Origin of the sequence: Methylobacterium sp. WL9 (assembly GCF_008040035.1) — a bacterium.
Taxonomy (GTDB): Bacteria; Pseudomonadota; Alphaproteobacteria; order Rhizobiales; family Beijerinckiaceae; genus Methylobacterium; species Methylobacterium thuringiense.
Genome location: NZ_VRVE01000002.1, coordinates 77,146 through 92,888 on the forward strand (window position 1 = coordinate 77,146; position 15,743 = coordinate 92,888).

The 15,743-nt window shown below is 68.7% G+C and carries 11 protein-coding genes; 6 read left to right on the top strand and 5 right to left on the bottom strand.

Features of this window, described 5'->3' with window-relative positions:
- Positions 1-58: 58 nt before the first annotated feature.
- Genes FV217_RS01390 through FV217_RS01400 form a run of 3 tightly spaced genes read right to left on the bottom strand, consistent with a single transcriptional unit; the run spans position 59 to position 3,862 of the window.
- On the bottom strand, positions 59-2,317 hold the full coding sequence (locus FV217_RS01390) for a xanthine dehydrogenase family protein molybdopterin-binding subunit (protein ID WP_147813555.1): 2,259 nt from the start codon (positions 2,315-2,317) through the stop codon (positions 59-61).
- Between the two features lie 13 nt (positions 2,318-2,330).
- Positions 2,331-3,344, bottom strand: a complete 1,014-nt coding sequence (locus tag FV217_RS01395) for a xanthine dehydrogenase family protein subunit M (RefSeq protein ID WP_147813557.1) — start codon at positions 3,342-3,344, stop codon at positions 2,331-2,333.
- On the bottom strand, positions 3,341-3,862 hold the full coding sequence (locus tag FV217_RS01400) for a (2Fe-2S)-binding protein (RefSeq protein WP_147813559.1): 522 nt from the start codon (positions 3,860-3,862) through the stop codon (positions 3,341-3,343). The genes FV217_RS01395 and FV217_RS01400 overlap by 4 nt, the downstream gene beginning before the upstream one ends.
- Positions 3,863-4,132: 270 nt before the next feature.
- On the opposite strand from FV217_RS01400, the gene FV217_RS01405 reads away from it, so the two are divergent.
- A complete protein-coding gene (locus FV217_RS01405; protein ID WP_147813561.1) occupies positions 4,133-5,524 on the top strand; it encodes a dipeptidase in 1,392 nt (463 codons plus the stop codon).
- Between the two features lie 18 nt (positions 5,525-5,542).
- Here the strand turns inward: FV217_RS01405 and FV217_RS01410 are convergent, their stop codons facing one another.
- A complete protein-coding gene (locus tag FV217_RS01410; protein ID WP_147813563.1) occupies positions 5,543-7,429 on the bottom strand; it encodes an ABC transporter ATP-binding protein in 1,887 nt (628 codons plus the stop codon).
- Positions 7,430-7,626: 197 nt separating this feature from the next.
- Here FV217_RS01410 and FV217_RS01415 point away from each other — a divergent pair, with 197 nt between their 5' ends.
- From FV217_RS01415 to FV217_RS01425, 3 genes are all read left to right on the top strand, one after another.
- Complete coding sequence (locus FV217_RS01415; RefSeq protein WP_147813565.1) at positions 7,627-8,076, top strand: tRNA (cytidine(34)-2'-O)-methyltransferase; 450 nt, start codon at positions 7,627-7,629, stop codon at positions 8,074-8,076.
- A 148-nt stretch (positions 8,077-8,224) separates the two neighbouring features.
- Positions 8,225-11,461 (top strand): glycosyltransferase, encoded by a 3,237-nt coding sequence (locus FV217_RS01420; RefSeq protein WP_187272391.1) that lies wholly within the window; start codon positions 8,225-8,227, stop codon positions 11,459-11,461.
- A 253-nt stretch (positions 11,462-11,714) separates the two neighbouring features.
- Positions 11,715-12,011 carry a hypothetical protein gene (locus FV217_RS01425; protein ID WP_187272392.1) on the top strand — a complete coding sequence of 99 codons (297 nt, stop codon included), beginning with the start codon at positions 11,715-11,717 and terminating at the stop codon, positions 12,009-12,011.
- Positions 12,012-12,045: 34 nt separating this feature from the next.
- Here the strand turns inward: FV217_RS01425 and FV217_RS01430 are convergent, their stop codons facing one another.
- A complete protein-coding gene (locus FV217_RS01430; RefSeq protein WP_147813571.1) occupies positions 12,046-13,005 on the bottom strand; it encodes a LysR family transcriptional regulator in 960 nt (319 codons plus the stop codon).
- A gap of 95 nt (positions 13,006-13,100) precedes the next feature.
- Between FV217_RS01430 and FV217_RS01435 the strand changes: the two genes are divergently transcribed.
- Both FV217_RS01435 and FV217_RS01440 read left to right on the top strand, forming a co-directional pair.
- A complete protein-coding gene (locus FV217_RS01435; RefSeq protein ID WP_147813573.1) occupies positions 13,101-13,460 on the top strand; it encodes a hypothetical protein in 360 nt (119 codons plus the stop codon).
- A 252-nt stretch (positions 13,461-13,712) separates the two neighbouring features.
- Positions 13,713-15,713, top strand: coding sequence for a hypothetical protein (locus FV217_RS01440; RefSeq protein WP_147813575.1), 2,001 nt, complete (start codon positions 13,713-13,715; stop codon positions 15,711-15,713).
- Positions 15,714-15,743 lie beyond the last annotated feature (30 nt).

Genomic DNA, 15,743 nt, shown 5'->3' on the forward strand with positions numbered 1-15,743 from the left:
CAAAAAAGAACCGGCAGCCGCGAGGGCTGCCGGTTCGGGTCGCACCGTTCAGGTCGGCTCAAGCCGCCAGGATCTTGTCCACCGTGATCGGCAGGTCGCGAATGCGCTTGCCGGTGGCGTGGAACACCGCGTTCGAAATCGCGGCGGCCGTGCCGACGATGCCGATCTCGCCGACGCCCTTCACACCCAATGGGTTCGCCTTGTCCTCTTCCTCGACGAAGATCACGTCGATGTCGTGAATGTCGGCGTTGGAAGGCACGTGATACTCGCCGAGGTTGCGGTTCATGAACCGGCCGAGGCGGTGGTCGAGCATCGATTCCTCATGCAGCGCCGAGCCGATGCCCATCACCACTGCACCCATGATCTGGCTGCGCGCCGTCTTAGTGTTGAGGATCTTGCCGGCCGCGATCGCCGAAACGATGCGGGTGACACGAACGATGCCGAGGTCCTCGTCGATCTTCACCTCGGCGAAGACGGCAGAGTGGGTGTAGGCCTCGTACTTCTTGGCGAAGTCCTTGTCGGGGTTTGCGGTTTCCGTCGCCTCGATCCTGTCTTGGCCCGAGGCCTTCAGAACATCGGTCAGCGCCACGCCACGTGAGGGATCGCCGGCCGCTTCGATGCGGCCCTTCGAAAACACGATACGGTCGAAATCAACGTTCGCCAGCGGCGAGCCCTCCAGGCCGCGGGCGAGTTTGAAAGCCTGCTCGGCGACATTTCGGCAGGCCTTCATCACGGCCGTGCCGGACGACGCGGCCGTCCAGGAGCCGCCGGCGACGGGGGCCTTGGCGAGGTCGGTGTCGCCGAGTTTCGTCGTGACGTGGTCCATCGGCAGGCCGAGGGCGTCGGCCGCGATCTGGGTCAGGATCGTGTAGGTGCCCGTGCCGATGTCTCCCGTCGAGTTTCCGACTTCGAGCCGGCCGTCGGCGGTCAGCGTGACCTTGGCGCTCGACTCCATCATCAGCGCCTCCCAGATCCCGCAGGCCATGCCCCAGCCGACGAGCTCCTTTCCGTCGCGCATCGAGCGCGGCTCGGGGGTGCGCTTGGCCCAGCCGAAGCGCTCGGCGCCCTGCACGAAGCAGTCCTTCAAGGCCTTCGAGCCGTACGGCTTCTCCTCGACCGGGTCGGTGTCGGTATAATTGGTGATGCGCAACTGGATCGGATCGATCCGTGTCGCGTAGGCCAGTTCGTCCATCGCCGTCTCGAGGGCGAACATTCCGGTGACGGCGCCGGGGGCGCGCATGTCGCCGGGCGTCGCCGTGTCGAGCTTCGACAACCGATAGGTCAACTCGACATTGTCGCAGCGGTAAAGGATGCCCGACCAGTTGACGACGTTCTCCTGGTAGTCCTCGAACTGCGAGGTGCCGTGCAGGGCATCGTGCTTCAGCGACTGAAGTACGCCGTTCTTTTCAGCGCCGAGCGATACGGTCTGGATCGCACCCGGCCGGTAGGTGAAGCTCCACATCTGGTCGCGGGTCAGCACGACGCGCACCGAGCGGCCGAGGTCCTGTGCGGCCAGCATCGCCAGGAAGAGCTGGTATTGCGGGCGCAGACCGCAGCCGAAGCCGCCCCCGAGATAGGGGTTGAGGCAGCGCACCTGCTCCGGCTTCAGGCCGAAGGCGTTGGTCAAGTACATCTGAGTGTTCGCGACACCCTGGATCTTGTCGTAGACCGTATAGGTGCCGTCATCCTCGACGACGACGGTCGAGGCGTGGGGCTCCATTGGATTGTGATGCTCGTGGGCGATCCGGTATTGCTCGCTCACTTTGATCGGGGCGCCGTCGAACGCGGCGGAGGCATCGCCCCAAGGCTTCGGCGGCGTCTTGATGCCCCCGCGCTTTTCCGGCGGGTCGTAGGACTGATCCTGAAGCGCTGCGATGTCGGTGTGCGGCGTCTGGGCCTCGTAGGACACCTTCACGAGCGAGGCCGCATGGCGTGCCGTGTCGAAATCCTCCGCCACGACCAGCGCCACAGGCTGGCCGGAAAACGCGATGGTCTCGTCGTAGAGCGCGCGGAAGGGCGCGCCGGGCGGCGCTACCATGTCCTGGTAGGCCTCAGCCTCGCCAGCGACGCTCGGCCTGTTCTCGTGGGTGATCACCTTGAGCACGCCGGGCACGGCTTCGGCTGCCGCGCTGTCGATTGCGGTGATCCGGCCCTTGGTGATGGCGCTCGACACGACGTAGCCGTGCGCGAGGTTCTCGGAGGTGAACTCGCCGGCGTATTTGGCGAGACCGGTGACCTTGGCGGGACCGTCGACGCGGTTTTGCGCGCTGCCGACGAATTTGTCGCGCCCGGATGCCGGGCTGATCTGCGTAGCCATGGGCAAAAGATCCTTACTGAATGCGCTTGTCGGACTGGTTCTGCGGCGTGCCCGCGGCGGCCTGTTCGAGGCCGCGCACGATGGCGCGCCGCGCCAGCTCGATCTTGAAACCGTTCTCGGATTGCGGCTTGGCCTCGGCCACGATGAGGTCGGCGGCGGCCTGAAAGCTTTCGCGCGTCGCCGGCTTGCCTTGCAGCAGGGCCTCGGCCTCCACGTTGCGCCACGGCTTGTGCGCGACGCCGCCCAATGCGAGGCGAGCGGTCTTGATGGTCCGGCCGTCGAGTTCGAGGGCGGCCGCCACAGAGACCAGCGCGAAGGCGTAGGAGAGCCGGTCGCGCAGCTTCAGGTAAGTGTGATGCTGGCCGTAATCTCGCGCGGGCAGGTCGACGGAGAGGACGATCTCGCCGGGCTTGAGGCTGTTGTCCTTCGACGGGTCGTCACCCGGCAGGCGGTGGTAATCGGCGAATGCGATGGCACGGTCGCCGTCGGGACCGGTCACCTGCACCGTCGCTTCCAGGGCGGCCAAGGCTACGCACATGTCGGAAGGGTTGGTGGCGATGCAGGCCTCGCTCGCCCCGAAGATCGCATGGATGCGGTTCACGCCGCCGATCGCCGGGCAGCCGGAGCCCGGCTCACGTTTGTTGCAGGGCGTGCCCTCGTCGTAGAAATAGTAGCAGCGCGTACGCTGGTTGAGGTTGCCCCCGGTCGAAGCCGCGTTGCGCAACTGTGCCGACGCCCCGGCGAGCAGCGCGCTCGACAACAGCGGGTAGCGGGTCTGGATGCGCGCGTCGTAGGCGAGGTCGGCATTGGATACGAGCGCGCCGATGCGCAGGCCGCCTTCATGCTCCGCAATGCCGCCGAGCGGCAGCCGGGTGATGTCGATGAGCCGGCCCGGCTTCTCGACATTGTACTTCATCAGGTCGACGAGGTTGGTGCCCCCGGCGATGAAGCGCGCACTCGCATCCGAGCCGAGAGCCTGAATGGCCTCGGCAACAGTGGTCGGGCGAACGTAATCGAAGCGGTTCATCGGGCGGCTCCCTGCATGACGTCTTCGATCGCATCGACGATGTTGGTGTAGGCGCCGCAGCGGCAGATGTTGCCGCTCATGGCCTCGCGGATTTCCTCGCGGGTCTTGGCGTGGCCCTCGTTCATCAGGCCGACCGAGGAGCAGAGCTGCCCCGGCGTGCAGTAGCCGCACTGGAAGGCGTCATGCTCGACGAAGGCTTCCTGGATCGGGTGCAGGGTGTTGTTGCCCTGGCGCTGGGCCATGCCGGCCAGCCCCTCGACCGTGGTGATCTCGGCACCGTCCTTCATCACGGCGAGCGCGAGGCAGGAATTGATGCGGGTGCCGTTCACCAGAACGGTGCAGGCACCGCATTGACCATGGTCGCAGCCCTTCTTGGTGCCGGTGAGGTCGAGGCGCTCGCGCAGGAGGTCGAGCAGCGTCGTCCAGGGCGCGACCTCGATCTCGCGCTTCTCGCCATTGATGGTGAGGGTGATGCCGATCTTGGCATGGGCTCCGGATGAGCCGCTGTCGATAAGCATGGCGTTTTCCATGATGCTGCTCCGGTCCATGGAACCGGAGCGTCTGCGATTGGTGGGTCCGCCGCCTGCCGTGCGAACGTGACTTGTAGCGGCTAGAGGCAGGGCGATTGAACGGATGCAGCGCGGACGGACGCCGCGCCGGATTGTTTCGATAACCGTTCCAATCTGGCGCCGTTCCCTGCCGCGTCAGCGGATTGCAGCGGGGTTACGCCGCGGCCGCCGCTCGGCTAACGCTGGCCCAACCCGCACAATCTTCTCGAAGGACAGGCCATGGCCGCGCTGGATCCGATCCTGAACGACATCGACAAGGACCTCGACAACGCCCTGGAGCGGCTGTTCGATTTCCTGCGCATCGAGTCGATCTCGACCGATTCCGCCTACAAGGGCGAGTGCCGCAGGGCCGCGCACTGGCTGGAGGGTACGCTGACGGCGCTCGGCTTCGAGACCAGCGTCGAGGAGACCTCGCTCCACCCGGTGGTCTACGCGCACAAGCCCAAGCCCGGTGCGCCGCACGTTCTGTTCTACGGCCATTACGACGTGCAGCCGGTCGACCCGCTGAACCTGTGGACGCACCCGCCCTTCGAGCCGCGCCTGACCGGAGAAGGCGATCACCGCCAGATCGTCGCCCGCGGGGCTTCGGACGACAAGGGTCAGGTCATGACCTTCATCGAGGCCTGCCGGGCGCATCTCGCCATGACCGGCGAACTGCCCTGTGCCGTCACCATCGTCATCGAGGGGGCGGAGGAGAGTGGGTCGCAGGGGCTGCCGGAATGGGTCGAGACGAACCGCGACCGGCTCAAGGCCGACGTGGCCCTCGTCTGCGACACGGCGATGTGGGACCGCGACACTCCGCAGATCACCACGTCCCTGCGCGGTCTCGCCTATTTCGAGGTGACGGTGACCTGCGCCGATCGCGACCTGCATTCGGGCTTCTTCGGTGGGGCGGCGGCGAACCCTATCCATGTGCTGTCGAAGATCCTCGCTGCGCTCCACGACGACGACGGCCGGGTGACGTTGCCGGGCTTCTACGAGGGGGTGCGCGAGCCGCCGCCCGAGGTGCTGGAGCAATGGAAGGGCCTCGACTTCACCGCCGAGAAGTTCCTGGGGCCGATCGGCCTCAAGGAGCCGGCCGGCGAGCGTGGGCGCATGCTGATCGAACTGATCCAGTCGCGCCCGGCCTGCGACGTCAACGGCATCATCGGCGGCTATACGGCGGAGGGTACGAAGACGGTCATCGCCGGCCAGGCGAGCGCCAAGGTGTCGTTCCGACTGGTCGACGACCAGGACCCGCAGGTGTTGGCGAAGACTTTCGAGGCGTTCGTGCGCGAGCGCGTTCCGGCCGACTGCAAGGTGGACGTGATTTGCTACAAGGGTTCGCGCGCCTTGGCGCTGCCTTTCGACATGCCGCAGCTCGCCGTCGCGCAGGCTGCGCTCACCGAGGAATGGGGCCGCGACGCCATCGCGGTCGGGGCCGGCGGCTCGATCCCGATCGTCGGCGACTTCAAGCGCATCCTCGGCCTCGATACCCTGCTGATCGGCTTCGGCCTCGACGACGACCGGATCCACTCGCCGAACGAGAAGTACGAGCTGCAGAGCTTCCACAAGGGTACGCGCAGCTGGGCGCGTATCCTGTCGGCGCTGGGGGCGGTGGCCCGCTCCTGACCGTGGGCGAACCCGACCTCACTCCGCTGCCGTCGTGTCGAGGCTGCGTGAGGCGTCGGCGCCTGCGGCGCCATCTCCGAGGAAGCCCCCCGACTGGCGTTGCCAGAGCCTTGCATAGAGGCAGCCCGAGCGGATCAGCTCGGCATGGCTGCCCTCCTCGACGATGCGGCCCTTGTCGATGACGATGAGCCGGTCCAGCGCCGCGATGGTCGAGAGGCGATGAGCGATGGCGAGCACGGTCTTGCCCTGCATCAGCATGTCGAGGCTGTCCTGGATCGCCGCCTCGACCTGCGAGTCGAGGGCCGAGGTCGCCTCGTCGAGGATCAGGATCGGCGCGTCCTTGAGGATGACGCGGGCGATGGCGATGCGCTGGCGCTGACCGCCCGATAGCTTCACGCCGCGCTCGCCGACCTGGGCGTCGTAGCCGCGCCGGCCCTTGTGGTCGATCAGGTCACCGATGAAGGTGTCGGCCTGCGCGAGCCGGGCAGCCCGCTCGATCTCGGCCTGAGACGCCTCCGGATTGCCGTATGCGATGTTGTCTCGGATCGAGCGGTGCAGCAGCGAGGTGTCCTGCGTCACCATCGCGATCGAGCCGCGCAACGAATCCTGCGTGACTTCGGCGATGTCTTGGCCGTCGATCAGGATGCGGCCGCCCTCCAGGTCGTGTAGGCGCAGCAGCAGTGCGGTGATGGTGGTCTTGCCCGCGCCGCTGACGCCCACGAGTCCGACCTTTTCGCCGGGCCGGATGCGGAACGACAGGTTCTCGATGATCGAGGCATCGCCCCGGCCGTAGTGGAAGTCGACGTCCTCGAAGCGGATGTCGCCTCCGGAGACCCGCAGCGTGCCGGCATTCGGCACATCGACCAGGGCGTGCGGGCGTGAGACGGTGGCCATGCTCTCCTGGATCACACCGACATTTTCGAAGACGCCGCGCACGGTCTGCATCACCCAGCCCGACATGGCGAGGAGGCGCATGACCAGTGCCAGGCCGGCGGCGGCTTCGCCGGTGGTCATGGCGTTGTCGCGCCAGAGCAGGAAGCAGGCGGAGGCCGTCGCGACGAGGAGGACGCTGTTGAGGATCCCGAGCAGCGTCGTCGTCAGCGTGGTCAGCCGGAACTGGTGGAGATAGGCCGCCGTGTTGGCGTCGACCGCCTCGCGCACGGCCGCGCGCTCCTCACGGTCGCGGGCAAAGAGCTTGACCGTCAGGATGTTGGTGTAGCTGTCGACGACGCGGCCGACGAGGGTCGAGCGGGTCTCGGCGCTCTTGTGCGAGCGCTCCCGGGCGCGCGGCACGAACCACGTCGTCAGCGCTGCATAGGCCGCGACCCAGGCCACGACCGGCAGCGCGAGCCACAGGGAAATCGAGCTGAACAGCCCGATCGCGGTGACGGCGTAGATCGCCACGTAGAGCAACGTGTCGATGAACACGACAGCGAGCTCGCGCACTGCCGGCCCGACCTGGACGATCCGGTTGGCCAGCCGCCCGGCGAAGTCGGACTGGAAGTACGAGAGCGAGTGCCCGAGCGTGTAGAGATGCGTGCGCCAACGGATCTGGCTCGCGGTCTGCGGCACGATGAGCTGGTTCGAGCAGATCTCGTGCAGCCAGATCGAGACCGGGCGCACCACGAGGAGCAGCGCCAGCGCCAGCCCGATCCCCGTTCCGTGCTCGGCGAGCACGGTGGAGCGGTCGGCGCCGTTCATCAGGTCGATGAACCAGCGCATCAGCAGGTAGAGCGAGGCCTCGATCGTGCCGGCCAAGACGGCGGCGACGAACAGGATCGCCAGGGCGAAGCGGATCGGCCTCAGGTAGAAGCCGACGAAGCCCATCACGGTTTTGGGCGGCATCTGCCGGTCGTCGAACGCCGCGAACGGGTCGATGCGGCGCTCGAGCCAGTCGAGAAACATGCGTGGGGTACCGATTGAGGTTGGAGAGCCAGACTTAAGCCGCCTCGACGATCAGCCAAGTCCGCTGCGATGCCGCGGGCATGACCGGACACGTCGCGTGGCCCTGCCGGCCGACGCCGCCGGGACCGTCCACAGCATGGGCTGCGACGTGCATTCGCGCTTGCCAACGGCCACATGGCCGTCCGATCGATGAGTCCATGCTTCGCCTCGCCCTCTACCAGCCCGACATCCCACAGAACACCGGCACCATGCTGCGCATGGCCGCCTGCCTCGGCGTGGCCGTCGAGATCATCGAGCCGGCAGGCTTCGACGTCTCGGACCGGCACCTGCGCCGCTCGGGGCTCGACTATCTCGAACACGTCGCGATCACCCGCCACCGCTCCTGGGCCGCCTTCGAGGACTGGCGGCGCGAGGCCGGCATTCGGCTGGTGCTGGCGACGACGGCGGGCGCGGTGCCCTACACGGAGCATGCATTCCGGGACGGCGACTGCATCCTGGTCGGCCGGGAATCTGCCGGCGTACCGGAGGCGGTCCACATGGCGGCCGACACGCGGGTGGTGGTGCCGATCCGCGAGGGGCTGCGCTCGCTCAACGTCGCGGTGGCGGCGGCGATGATCCTCGGCGAAGCGATCCGGCAGGCCGGCTGATCGAGCCTCCCTCGCTGGACCGCCCCTCGGCCCCGTTGTACCAAGCGCTCGCTTCCGGACGGGCCAAGAGCGGGTCGCGGCCCGTGAGGACCCGTCGGCGCGGGCGCGATCCCGCATCATGCTCTCGGCACCCGGATCGTCCCATCGCATGCGACTGCGTCGTATCGTTCGCCGCCTCACCTGGCATCGCAAGCTTGACCCGGTCCTGATCGCGGCGGTACGCCAGTCGGGCCTGTTCGCCCCGCGCTGGTATCTGCGGCGCTATCCCGACGTGCGCACCTACCCGGCCGGCCCGCTCGCGCATTTCTGCCAGCACGGAATCTACGAGGGCAAGGATCCCGGCCCGCTCTTCAGCACGGACGCCTACCGCGCGCGGGCGACCGGCGTCGCGGCCTCGGGCGAACCGCCCTTCCTGCACGCCATGCGCCGCCGCGAGCCGGACTCGGCCTATCTCTGGACGCCCTCGACGGAGGAAGCCCTGCGGCCGGTGATCCTGGCGAGCGGGCTGTTCGACCCGGATTTCTACTTCGCGCAGAACCCGGACGTCGCCCGCACCACGTCGAAACCGTTCGACCACTACATCCGCTACGGGCGCCTCGAGAACCGCGCGCCGGGTCCGGCCTTCGATCCGGAATATTACACCGAACTCTACCCGGATTACCGGACGCTGTTCCCGACCCCGATCGAGCATTTCGTGCTGTATGGCCGCGCGCGCGGCCATGCCGGCAGCGGAGCGCCGCTCTACCAGCGCTGGATCCAGCTTCACGACGCCCTCACGCCCGAGGACGAGGCCGCGATCCGCGCCGAGGCCGAGCGGGATCCGCTGCCGCCGGTTCAGGTGCTCTGCGTGCTCGACGCCGCGGCCGTGGACGGCCTGCCGCGGATCCTCGAAGCCTTGCGCGGCCAGATCGGCGCGGACTGGCAGGCCACGCTCGCCCCCGCCGCCGACCTTCCCGCCGAGCTCTGGCGGCGTTGCGAAACCGGCGTCTCCGGACACTCGCAGATCCGATGTGCGATCTCGCTCGATCTCGCGCTCGGCGAGATCGCAGACGGCAGCACCGTTCTGCTCTGCGCGGGCGACGCGATCCTGCGGGCCCATGCCGCCGACGCCTTCGCGCGCTGGCTTCGCGCGCATGGCGCCACGGCCGCCTATGCAGATCACGACCGCCTGACCGGGACAGAGCGGACGGCGCCGGATTTCACTCCCGAGATGTCGCCGGACTACCTGCGCCGCGTCGCCTATGCCGGGCCGGCCGCCGCCTTCCGCTCCGACGCGGGCACCCGCGCGGCACTCTCGGATGCCTATGCCCGGGCGCAGCCGAGCGCGACCCTGCCGAGCGCCTTCCTGCAACGACTCGATCCCGCCGCCGTCACGCGGGTGCCGTTCGTGCTCTCGCACCGGATCGGCGCGGCGCCGACGCCGCGTTTCGTGACGGCTGAGCCGGTGATCGCCGAGCCGGGCGAGGCCTTCGCCAGTGTCGGCATCGTGATCCCGACCCGCGACCGCATCGAATTGTTGCGGCCCTGCATCGAGAGCATCCTGGCGCAGACCGACTATCCAGCCGACCGCCGCGAGATCATCGTCGTCGACAACGGCTCCGAGAAGCCCGAGACGGCGGAATACTTCCGGGACATCGCGGCGCGCGGCGTCGTCATCGTGCCGGCGCCCGGCCCGTTCAATTTCTCGGCGATCAACAATGCGGGCGTGGCCCGCTCGAACGCCGACATCCTCGTCTTCCTCAACAACGACACCACGGTGAACCGGGCCGATTGGCTGAAGAAGCTCGTGGCCCAGGCCCGCCGGCCGGAGGTCGGCGCCGTCGGCGCGACGCTGCTCTATCCGGACGACACCGTGCAGCATGCGGGCGTCATCCTCGGCGTCCACGGCGTCGGCATCCACCGCCATGCCGGCGTTCCGTACACGGCGATCGCGACGGCGGACGTCACCCGCGAATTCTCGGCCGTCACCGGCGCCTGCCTCGCCATGCGGCGCGAGCTCTTCCTCGAACTCGGCGGCTTCGATCCGAGTTTGGAGGTGAACTTCAACGACACCAAGCTCTGCGTGGCGGCCGTCCAGGCCGGATACCGCACCGTCAACATCGCCGAACCGCTGCTCTACCACCACGAGTCGAAGTCGCGCGGCTACAGCGACTCGAGCGCCAAGCTCAACCGCCTCTATCGGGAGGCAGCGACCCTGATTGCCCAGGTCCCCGCGATGTTTCGCGACGATCCGGCCTACAGCCCGAACCTGTCGCTGACCCGCCTCTACGACCCGGCTTTCCCGCCGCGCATCGTGCGGCCGTGGCGGCGAAGCCGGGGGGCGAAGCGCGTGCTGATGCTGAGCCTCGTCCACGGACAGGGGTTCGGCGTGCCGGTGGTCCTGGCGCAGCAGGCGGCGGCGCTCCGCGCCCGCGGCTTCGAGGTGACCGTCGGCGGCCCCGTCTCCGAGCGCGACACCGAGTATCCGGGCTGCCGCCGCGTCGCGCTCGCAGACGCGCGTGCGGCAGCAAACTTCGCGGTGAGCGAGGGCATCGATTGCGTCGTGGCGCATACGCAGCCGTTCTTCAGCGTCGCCCGCCTGCTCGGCGCCCATCCGGCGACGTATTTCGTCGACCATGGAGAGCCGAGCCCGGAGCTGTTTCCCGATCGCGTCGGCCGCGAGGCCGTGGACCGCGAGAAGCGGCTCTCGGCGGCTTTCGCCAAGCGCATCTTCACGATCTCGCGCACGATCTACGGGCAGCAGTTCCGACAGGACGCCATGGTCCTGCGCAACGGCGGCACGCACCTGACGGCGTGGAACGCCGAATGGGCCGCCCGCCGGGATGCGCTTCGCGCGCGCTGGAACCTGACGAACCGGTTCGTGATCCTGAACGTCTGCCGCTTCACGGCCTCCGAACGGAACTACAAGGGTGTCGACCGCTACGTCGATATCGCCCAGGAGTTCGGATTGCTGCATCCGGAGGCGAAGGATGCCTGCGTCTTCGCGCTCGTCGGGCGGGGCGAGCCCGCGGACGTGGCCCTGCTGGAAGGCGAGGGGCTTCGGGTCTTCCCGAACGTCTCGGACGCGGAGATGGGCGAGCTTTATGCGGTCGCCGACGCCTATGCGAGTTTTTCGCGGTGGGAGGGCTACAACCTCGGGATCGGGCAGGCCCTCGCCATGGGTCTGCCGGTGGTCGCCTCGGGCATCGAGGCGCATCGGGAATTCCCGATCGTCACCTCGAACGCCACGATCGAGGTCTGCGCCGAACTCGCCCGGCAGCACGCCGCCTGGGCCGGAGGACCTGTCGAGCGCAAAGCCGTGCTGGAACCATGGCAGCCTGCGCTCGACCTGTTCTGCGATACGCTCGCGGCAGATTGCGCGGCGGCGCCGGGGCCGTGGGGTTAGGCAGAACGGCGTCGCGCTCGACCCGACCGTCCATCGACCCGCGCGTCGGCACGAGAATCGCCAAGGCGATGCGATCGGTAACGGCTTCCGGCACCCGATCGCCGGCCTGTCATGCCGGAGAGTTGTGCAGGGGCCGATGGCGTACAGATCTCTTCACATCGGGCGGACGCGAGGTCCGCGGAGAAATGACATGACGAGATCGGGCATTCCGGCGTTTCACCGATGGATGGCGGCTGCGGCCGTGGGTGTTCTGATGGCGGCGGCCGTCATGCCGTCGCGCGCGGTCGCGCAGGACCTGCCGGATCTGATCGCCCCGAACCCGCTGCCGCTTCCGCCCGAGATCACGGCCTTCGTGAAGCGTCTGGCCGGGTGCAACCACTGGGCCGGCGAGGAGGCGACCGATGCGGACCGGGGGGCTGCGATCGCGCAGGCGCGGTTCCGCCTGAGGTGCAACACCATCGAGCAGGACGAGGCCCGATTGCGGGCGCGCTTTGCCAGATCGCCCGGCGCCCTGGAAGCGCTCGATCAGGCCGGCAGCAGCGAGGAGTGATCCGGCGGCTGCTCCGGGAGCCGGGAAGCGCGCCTCAGCCCGCCCCGTGCATCACCATCAGCGGTTCGGCCTCCGCCGTCTCGCCTGCGAGGCGCACCAGCACCCGGCGCAGCCAGCGGTGGGCGGGATCGTTGTCGTAGGAGGCGTGCCAGAGCATGGCGACGGCGACGTCGTCGAGGGCCACCGGCACCGGGCTCACCGTAAGTCCGAGTGCGTCGGCGAAAGTGGTGGCGAGGCGCGCATGCATGGTGGCGATCACCGGGGCGCTGCGGACCAGGAACGGCACCACGAGGAAGCGCGGAGTGGTGACGGCGAGGGTCCGCGTTCGGCCGATCTTGGCGAGGGCGTCGTCGACGACGCCGTGGGCGGTCTCGCGCAGGCTCGTCAGGACGTGCGGAAACCGCAGGTAGTCGTCGAGCGAGATCGGCGGCGTCAGGCCGACGAGCCCGGCCTCGAACAGGCAGACGTAGCTGTCGCGATAGAGCAGCCGCCGCTTGTGATGGCTCTGGCCCTCGAACGAGAAGCCGACGGCGAGGTCGACCCGGTCGGTATCGAGCTCTTCGAGGGAGCGGTCGCGGTCGACCGAGCGCAGCAGCAGCCGGATGCCGGGCGCCTCGGCCCGCAGATAGGCGAGCAGGCGCGGGCCGAGCAGCATCTCCGTGCTGTCGGGCAGGCTGATGGTGAAGCTCCGCTCCACCCTGCGCGGGTCGAAATCGTCCTCGTGGCGCACGAGGAACTGGATTTGCCGCAGCACGGCGCGCACCGGCTCGGCCAGCGTGAGCCCCCGCGGCGTCGGCCGCATGCCCTCGGGCGCGCGCGTCAGCAGCTCGTCGTCGAACAGCCGGCGCAGGCGCGCGAGCGCGGAGCTCATCGCCGACTGGCCGATGCCGATGCGCGCTGCCGCCCGCGTGACGCTGCGCTCGGAGAGCAGCGCGTCGAGCGCCGTCAGCAGGTTCAGGTCGATGCGGGCCAGATCGATATGATCAATAGCCACTAGCGATCCAATCGGTTTGATACATGCTGCACTGCAGAGCATATCCCGGTCACAGGCAAGGGCATCTCGCCCTGCAGACCGCGAAAGACCCGATCATGACCCTTCGTCCCCTCCTCGTCGCCCTCGCCCTCTCGACCGGCATTGCCTCGGCGAACGCAGCCGAGATCAAGTCGGCCTCCGGCGGCAGCGTCGACCTCGGCACGCTCTCCGGCGTCGCCTACTACACCGCCGAGCCCAAGGGGTTTCGCGTGGTCGTCACCCTGGCGCCGCGCGCCGCCGCCCCGGCGGTCCGCTTCGAGACGGTGCTCGCCGCCGACCAGAGCGTGACCCTCTCGACCCCGCGCGGCCTCGGCGCCGAGACCCGCTCCGTCGAGATCAGCCGGATCGGCGACCGCATCGTCGTCTCGCCGCTGCGCGCGGCGGGCATCACCCAGGAAGCGGCCGCCCTCAACTGATGGCCGGCGTCGCAACCGACAGCCCCCTCCCGGCGCGACACCGTGCCGGGAGGGGTCGTGCGTCCGACCCCGCCGATTGCGTGGCTATAGAATTCACTTTTCAGCCAATGGAACAGTCGAAAACTATACAAAGACAGCATAAGTATCAAATTTTAGCCTAAAACGAGATTTTAATCGAAAATTTACTCTGAAATTCAAGTAGAGAAACAACATCGAGCTTCCAGAGTTGGTCCATGACTCTTGGAGGATCAGATGTCGACATCACCCCTATCCGTGCTCGGCCAGCCTGCGCGCTCGCTCGAATGGCTGATCGGCCCCGATGCCCTGCTGTCTTCGACGGCGCTCGCGACCGGGCAGCTCGGCACGCTCGGCCCTATCGCCTCGCTCATCGAGGGCGGCCTCGACGTTCCCCTGACCGAAGGCGCGACGGCGGGGCTCGCCGGCACGGCGACCGGCATCGCCAACCAGGCGGTGATCGATGCGCATGCCGCGCTGGAGAACCTCGGCCATGAGGTCGCGCCGCTGAACGGCCCGCTTCACGCCCTGACCAACCTCGGCGAGACCGTCGGCCTCGGCCATATCGGCGAACCGGGCAACATCCTCACCGACCTGACGGCGGTTCCGGCCGCGGTGGCCGCCGGCGGCGGGCTGGTCTCCGCGGCGCCCCTACTGAACGATCTCGGCGGGGCGCTCGGCGCGACCGATGGGCTGGTCGCCTCGGCCGTCGGGAGCGGTACGGGGAGCAACCTGCTCGCGCCGAATGGCCTGCTCGCACCGGTCTCGAGCCTCGCCAACGCCGTGGTGCTCGATCTCCACGCGAACATCGAGGGGCTCGGCCACGACCTGCCGATCCTGAACGACGCGCTGCACGGGCTCACCGCCCTCGGCGAGACCGTGGGGCTGGGTCATCTCGGCACCGGCGGCAACCTGCTCACCGACATCGTCGGGCTGCCCGGCGGCCTCCTGAACGGCCAGGGCCTCGACGCGCTCTCGCCGATCCTCGGCGATCTCGGCCATGTCACCGGCGCGGCGACCGGCCTGCTCGGCGACGTCCTCCACATTCCGGGCAGCCTGCTCGGCGGCCAGTCCGGCCTTCCGCTCGACGGACTTCTCGGCGGGCTGACCGGTGAGGGCGGCGGCCTTCTCGCGCCCGTGACGTCCCTGCTCGACGGCGTGACCGGCGGCCATTCCGGAACGCCTCTGGATGGCCTGCTCGGCGGGCTCGCCGGTGACGGTGGCGGCGTACTCGCGCCCGTCACCGCACTTCTCGGCGGTGGTCCCCTCGGCGGCGACCTGCTCGGTCCCGACGGTACCCTGCAGCCGGTGGGGGACATCGCCAACGGGCTGATCGACGGCATCCACGCCAACATCGAGAACCTCGGCCACGACATCCCGATCCTGAACGTGCCGCTGCACGAGGTGATCAACCTCGGCACGACGGTCGGTCTCGGCGCGCTCGGCGAAGGCAGCAACCTCGTCACGGACGTGGTGAACCTCCCCGGCGACATCCTCAGCGGGAACGGTCCGGCCGGCATCGGCCAAGTCGTGGCCGACGTCGGCCATGTGGCGGATGCGGCCGGCGCGGTCGTCGGCAGCGTTCCCGGCGTGATCGACGGCCTCCTGTCCGGCGGCGTCGGCTCGGGGACGCCCCTCGACGGCGTGCTCGGCGGCCTCACGGGCGGTGGCGACGGCGTGCTCGCACCGGTGACCGGGGTGCTCGATGGGGTGACCGGCGGTAACGGCGGGTCGCCGCTCGATGGCGTGCTCGCGCCCGTACTCTCTACCGTCGGCGGAGTAACGGGTGGGGGAAATCCGCTGACGGGGATCCTCGGTGGCCTGACCGGCGGCGGGGAGGGGACGCATCCGCTGATCGACGTGGCAGCCGGCCCGACCACTGCGGCGCCGGTCGCGAATGTCGGAATCTTCACGCCCCCGGCCGATCCGGCGCACACGGTTCAGGTCGGCGCGATCGGCGTCGGCGCCGACCAGCCGGGCCTGCTTGGCGCCGGGCTTCTGTCCGGCGACGGCATCGCCTTCCCCGCGACGGGCGGCGGCGGCGGGGACGCCCTGGTCGGCCATGTCCTCGACATCGTCCACACGACGACCGCCGGATCGGCCGATGCGGACGCCTCGCACGGTGCCGGCATCGATCTCGGGGTGCTCGCGATCGATCTCGGCGGGCATGCGGAAGCGCATCACGCCGATCCGACGCCGCATGGCGCGACGAGCGGCCTCCACCTCCTCGGGCTGTGACGACCGGTCCCCGCCGCCCTGGCGCGGCGG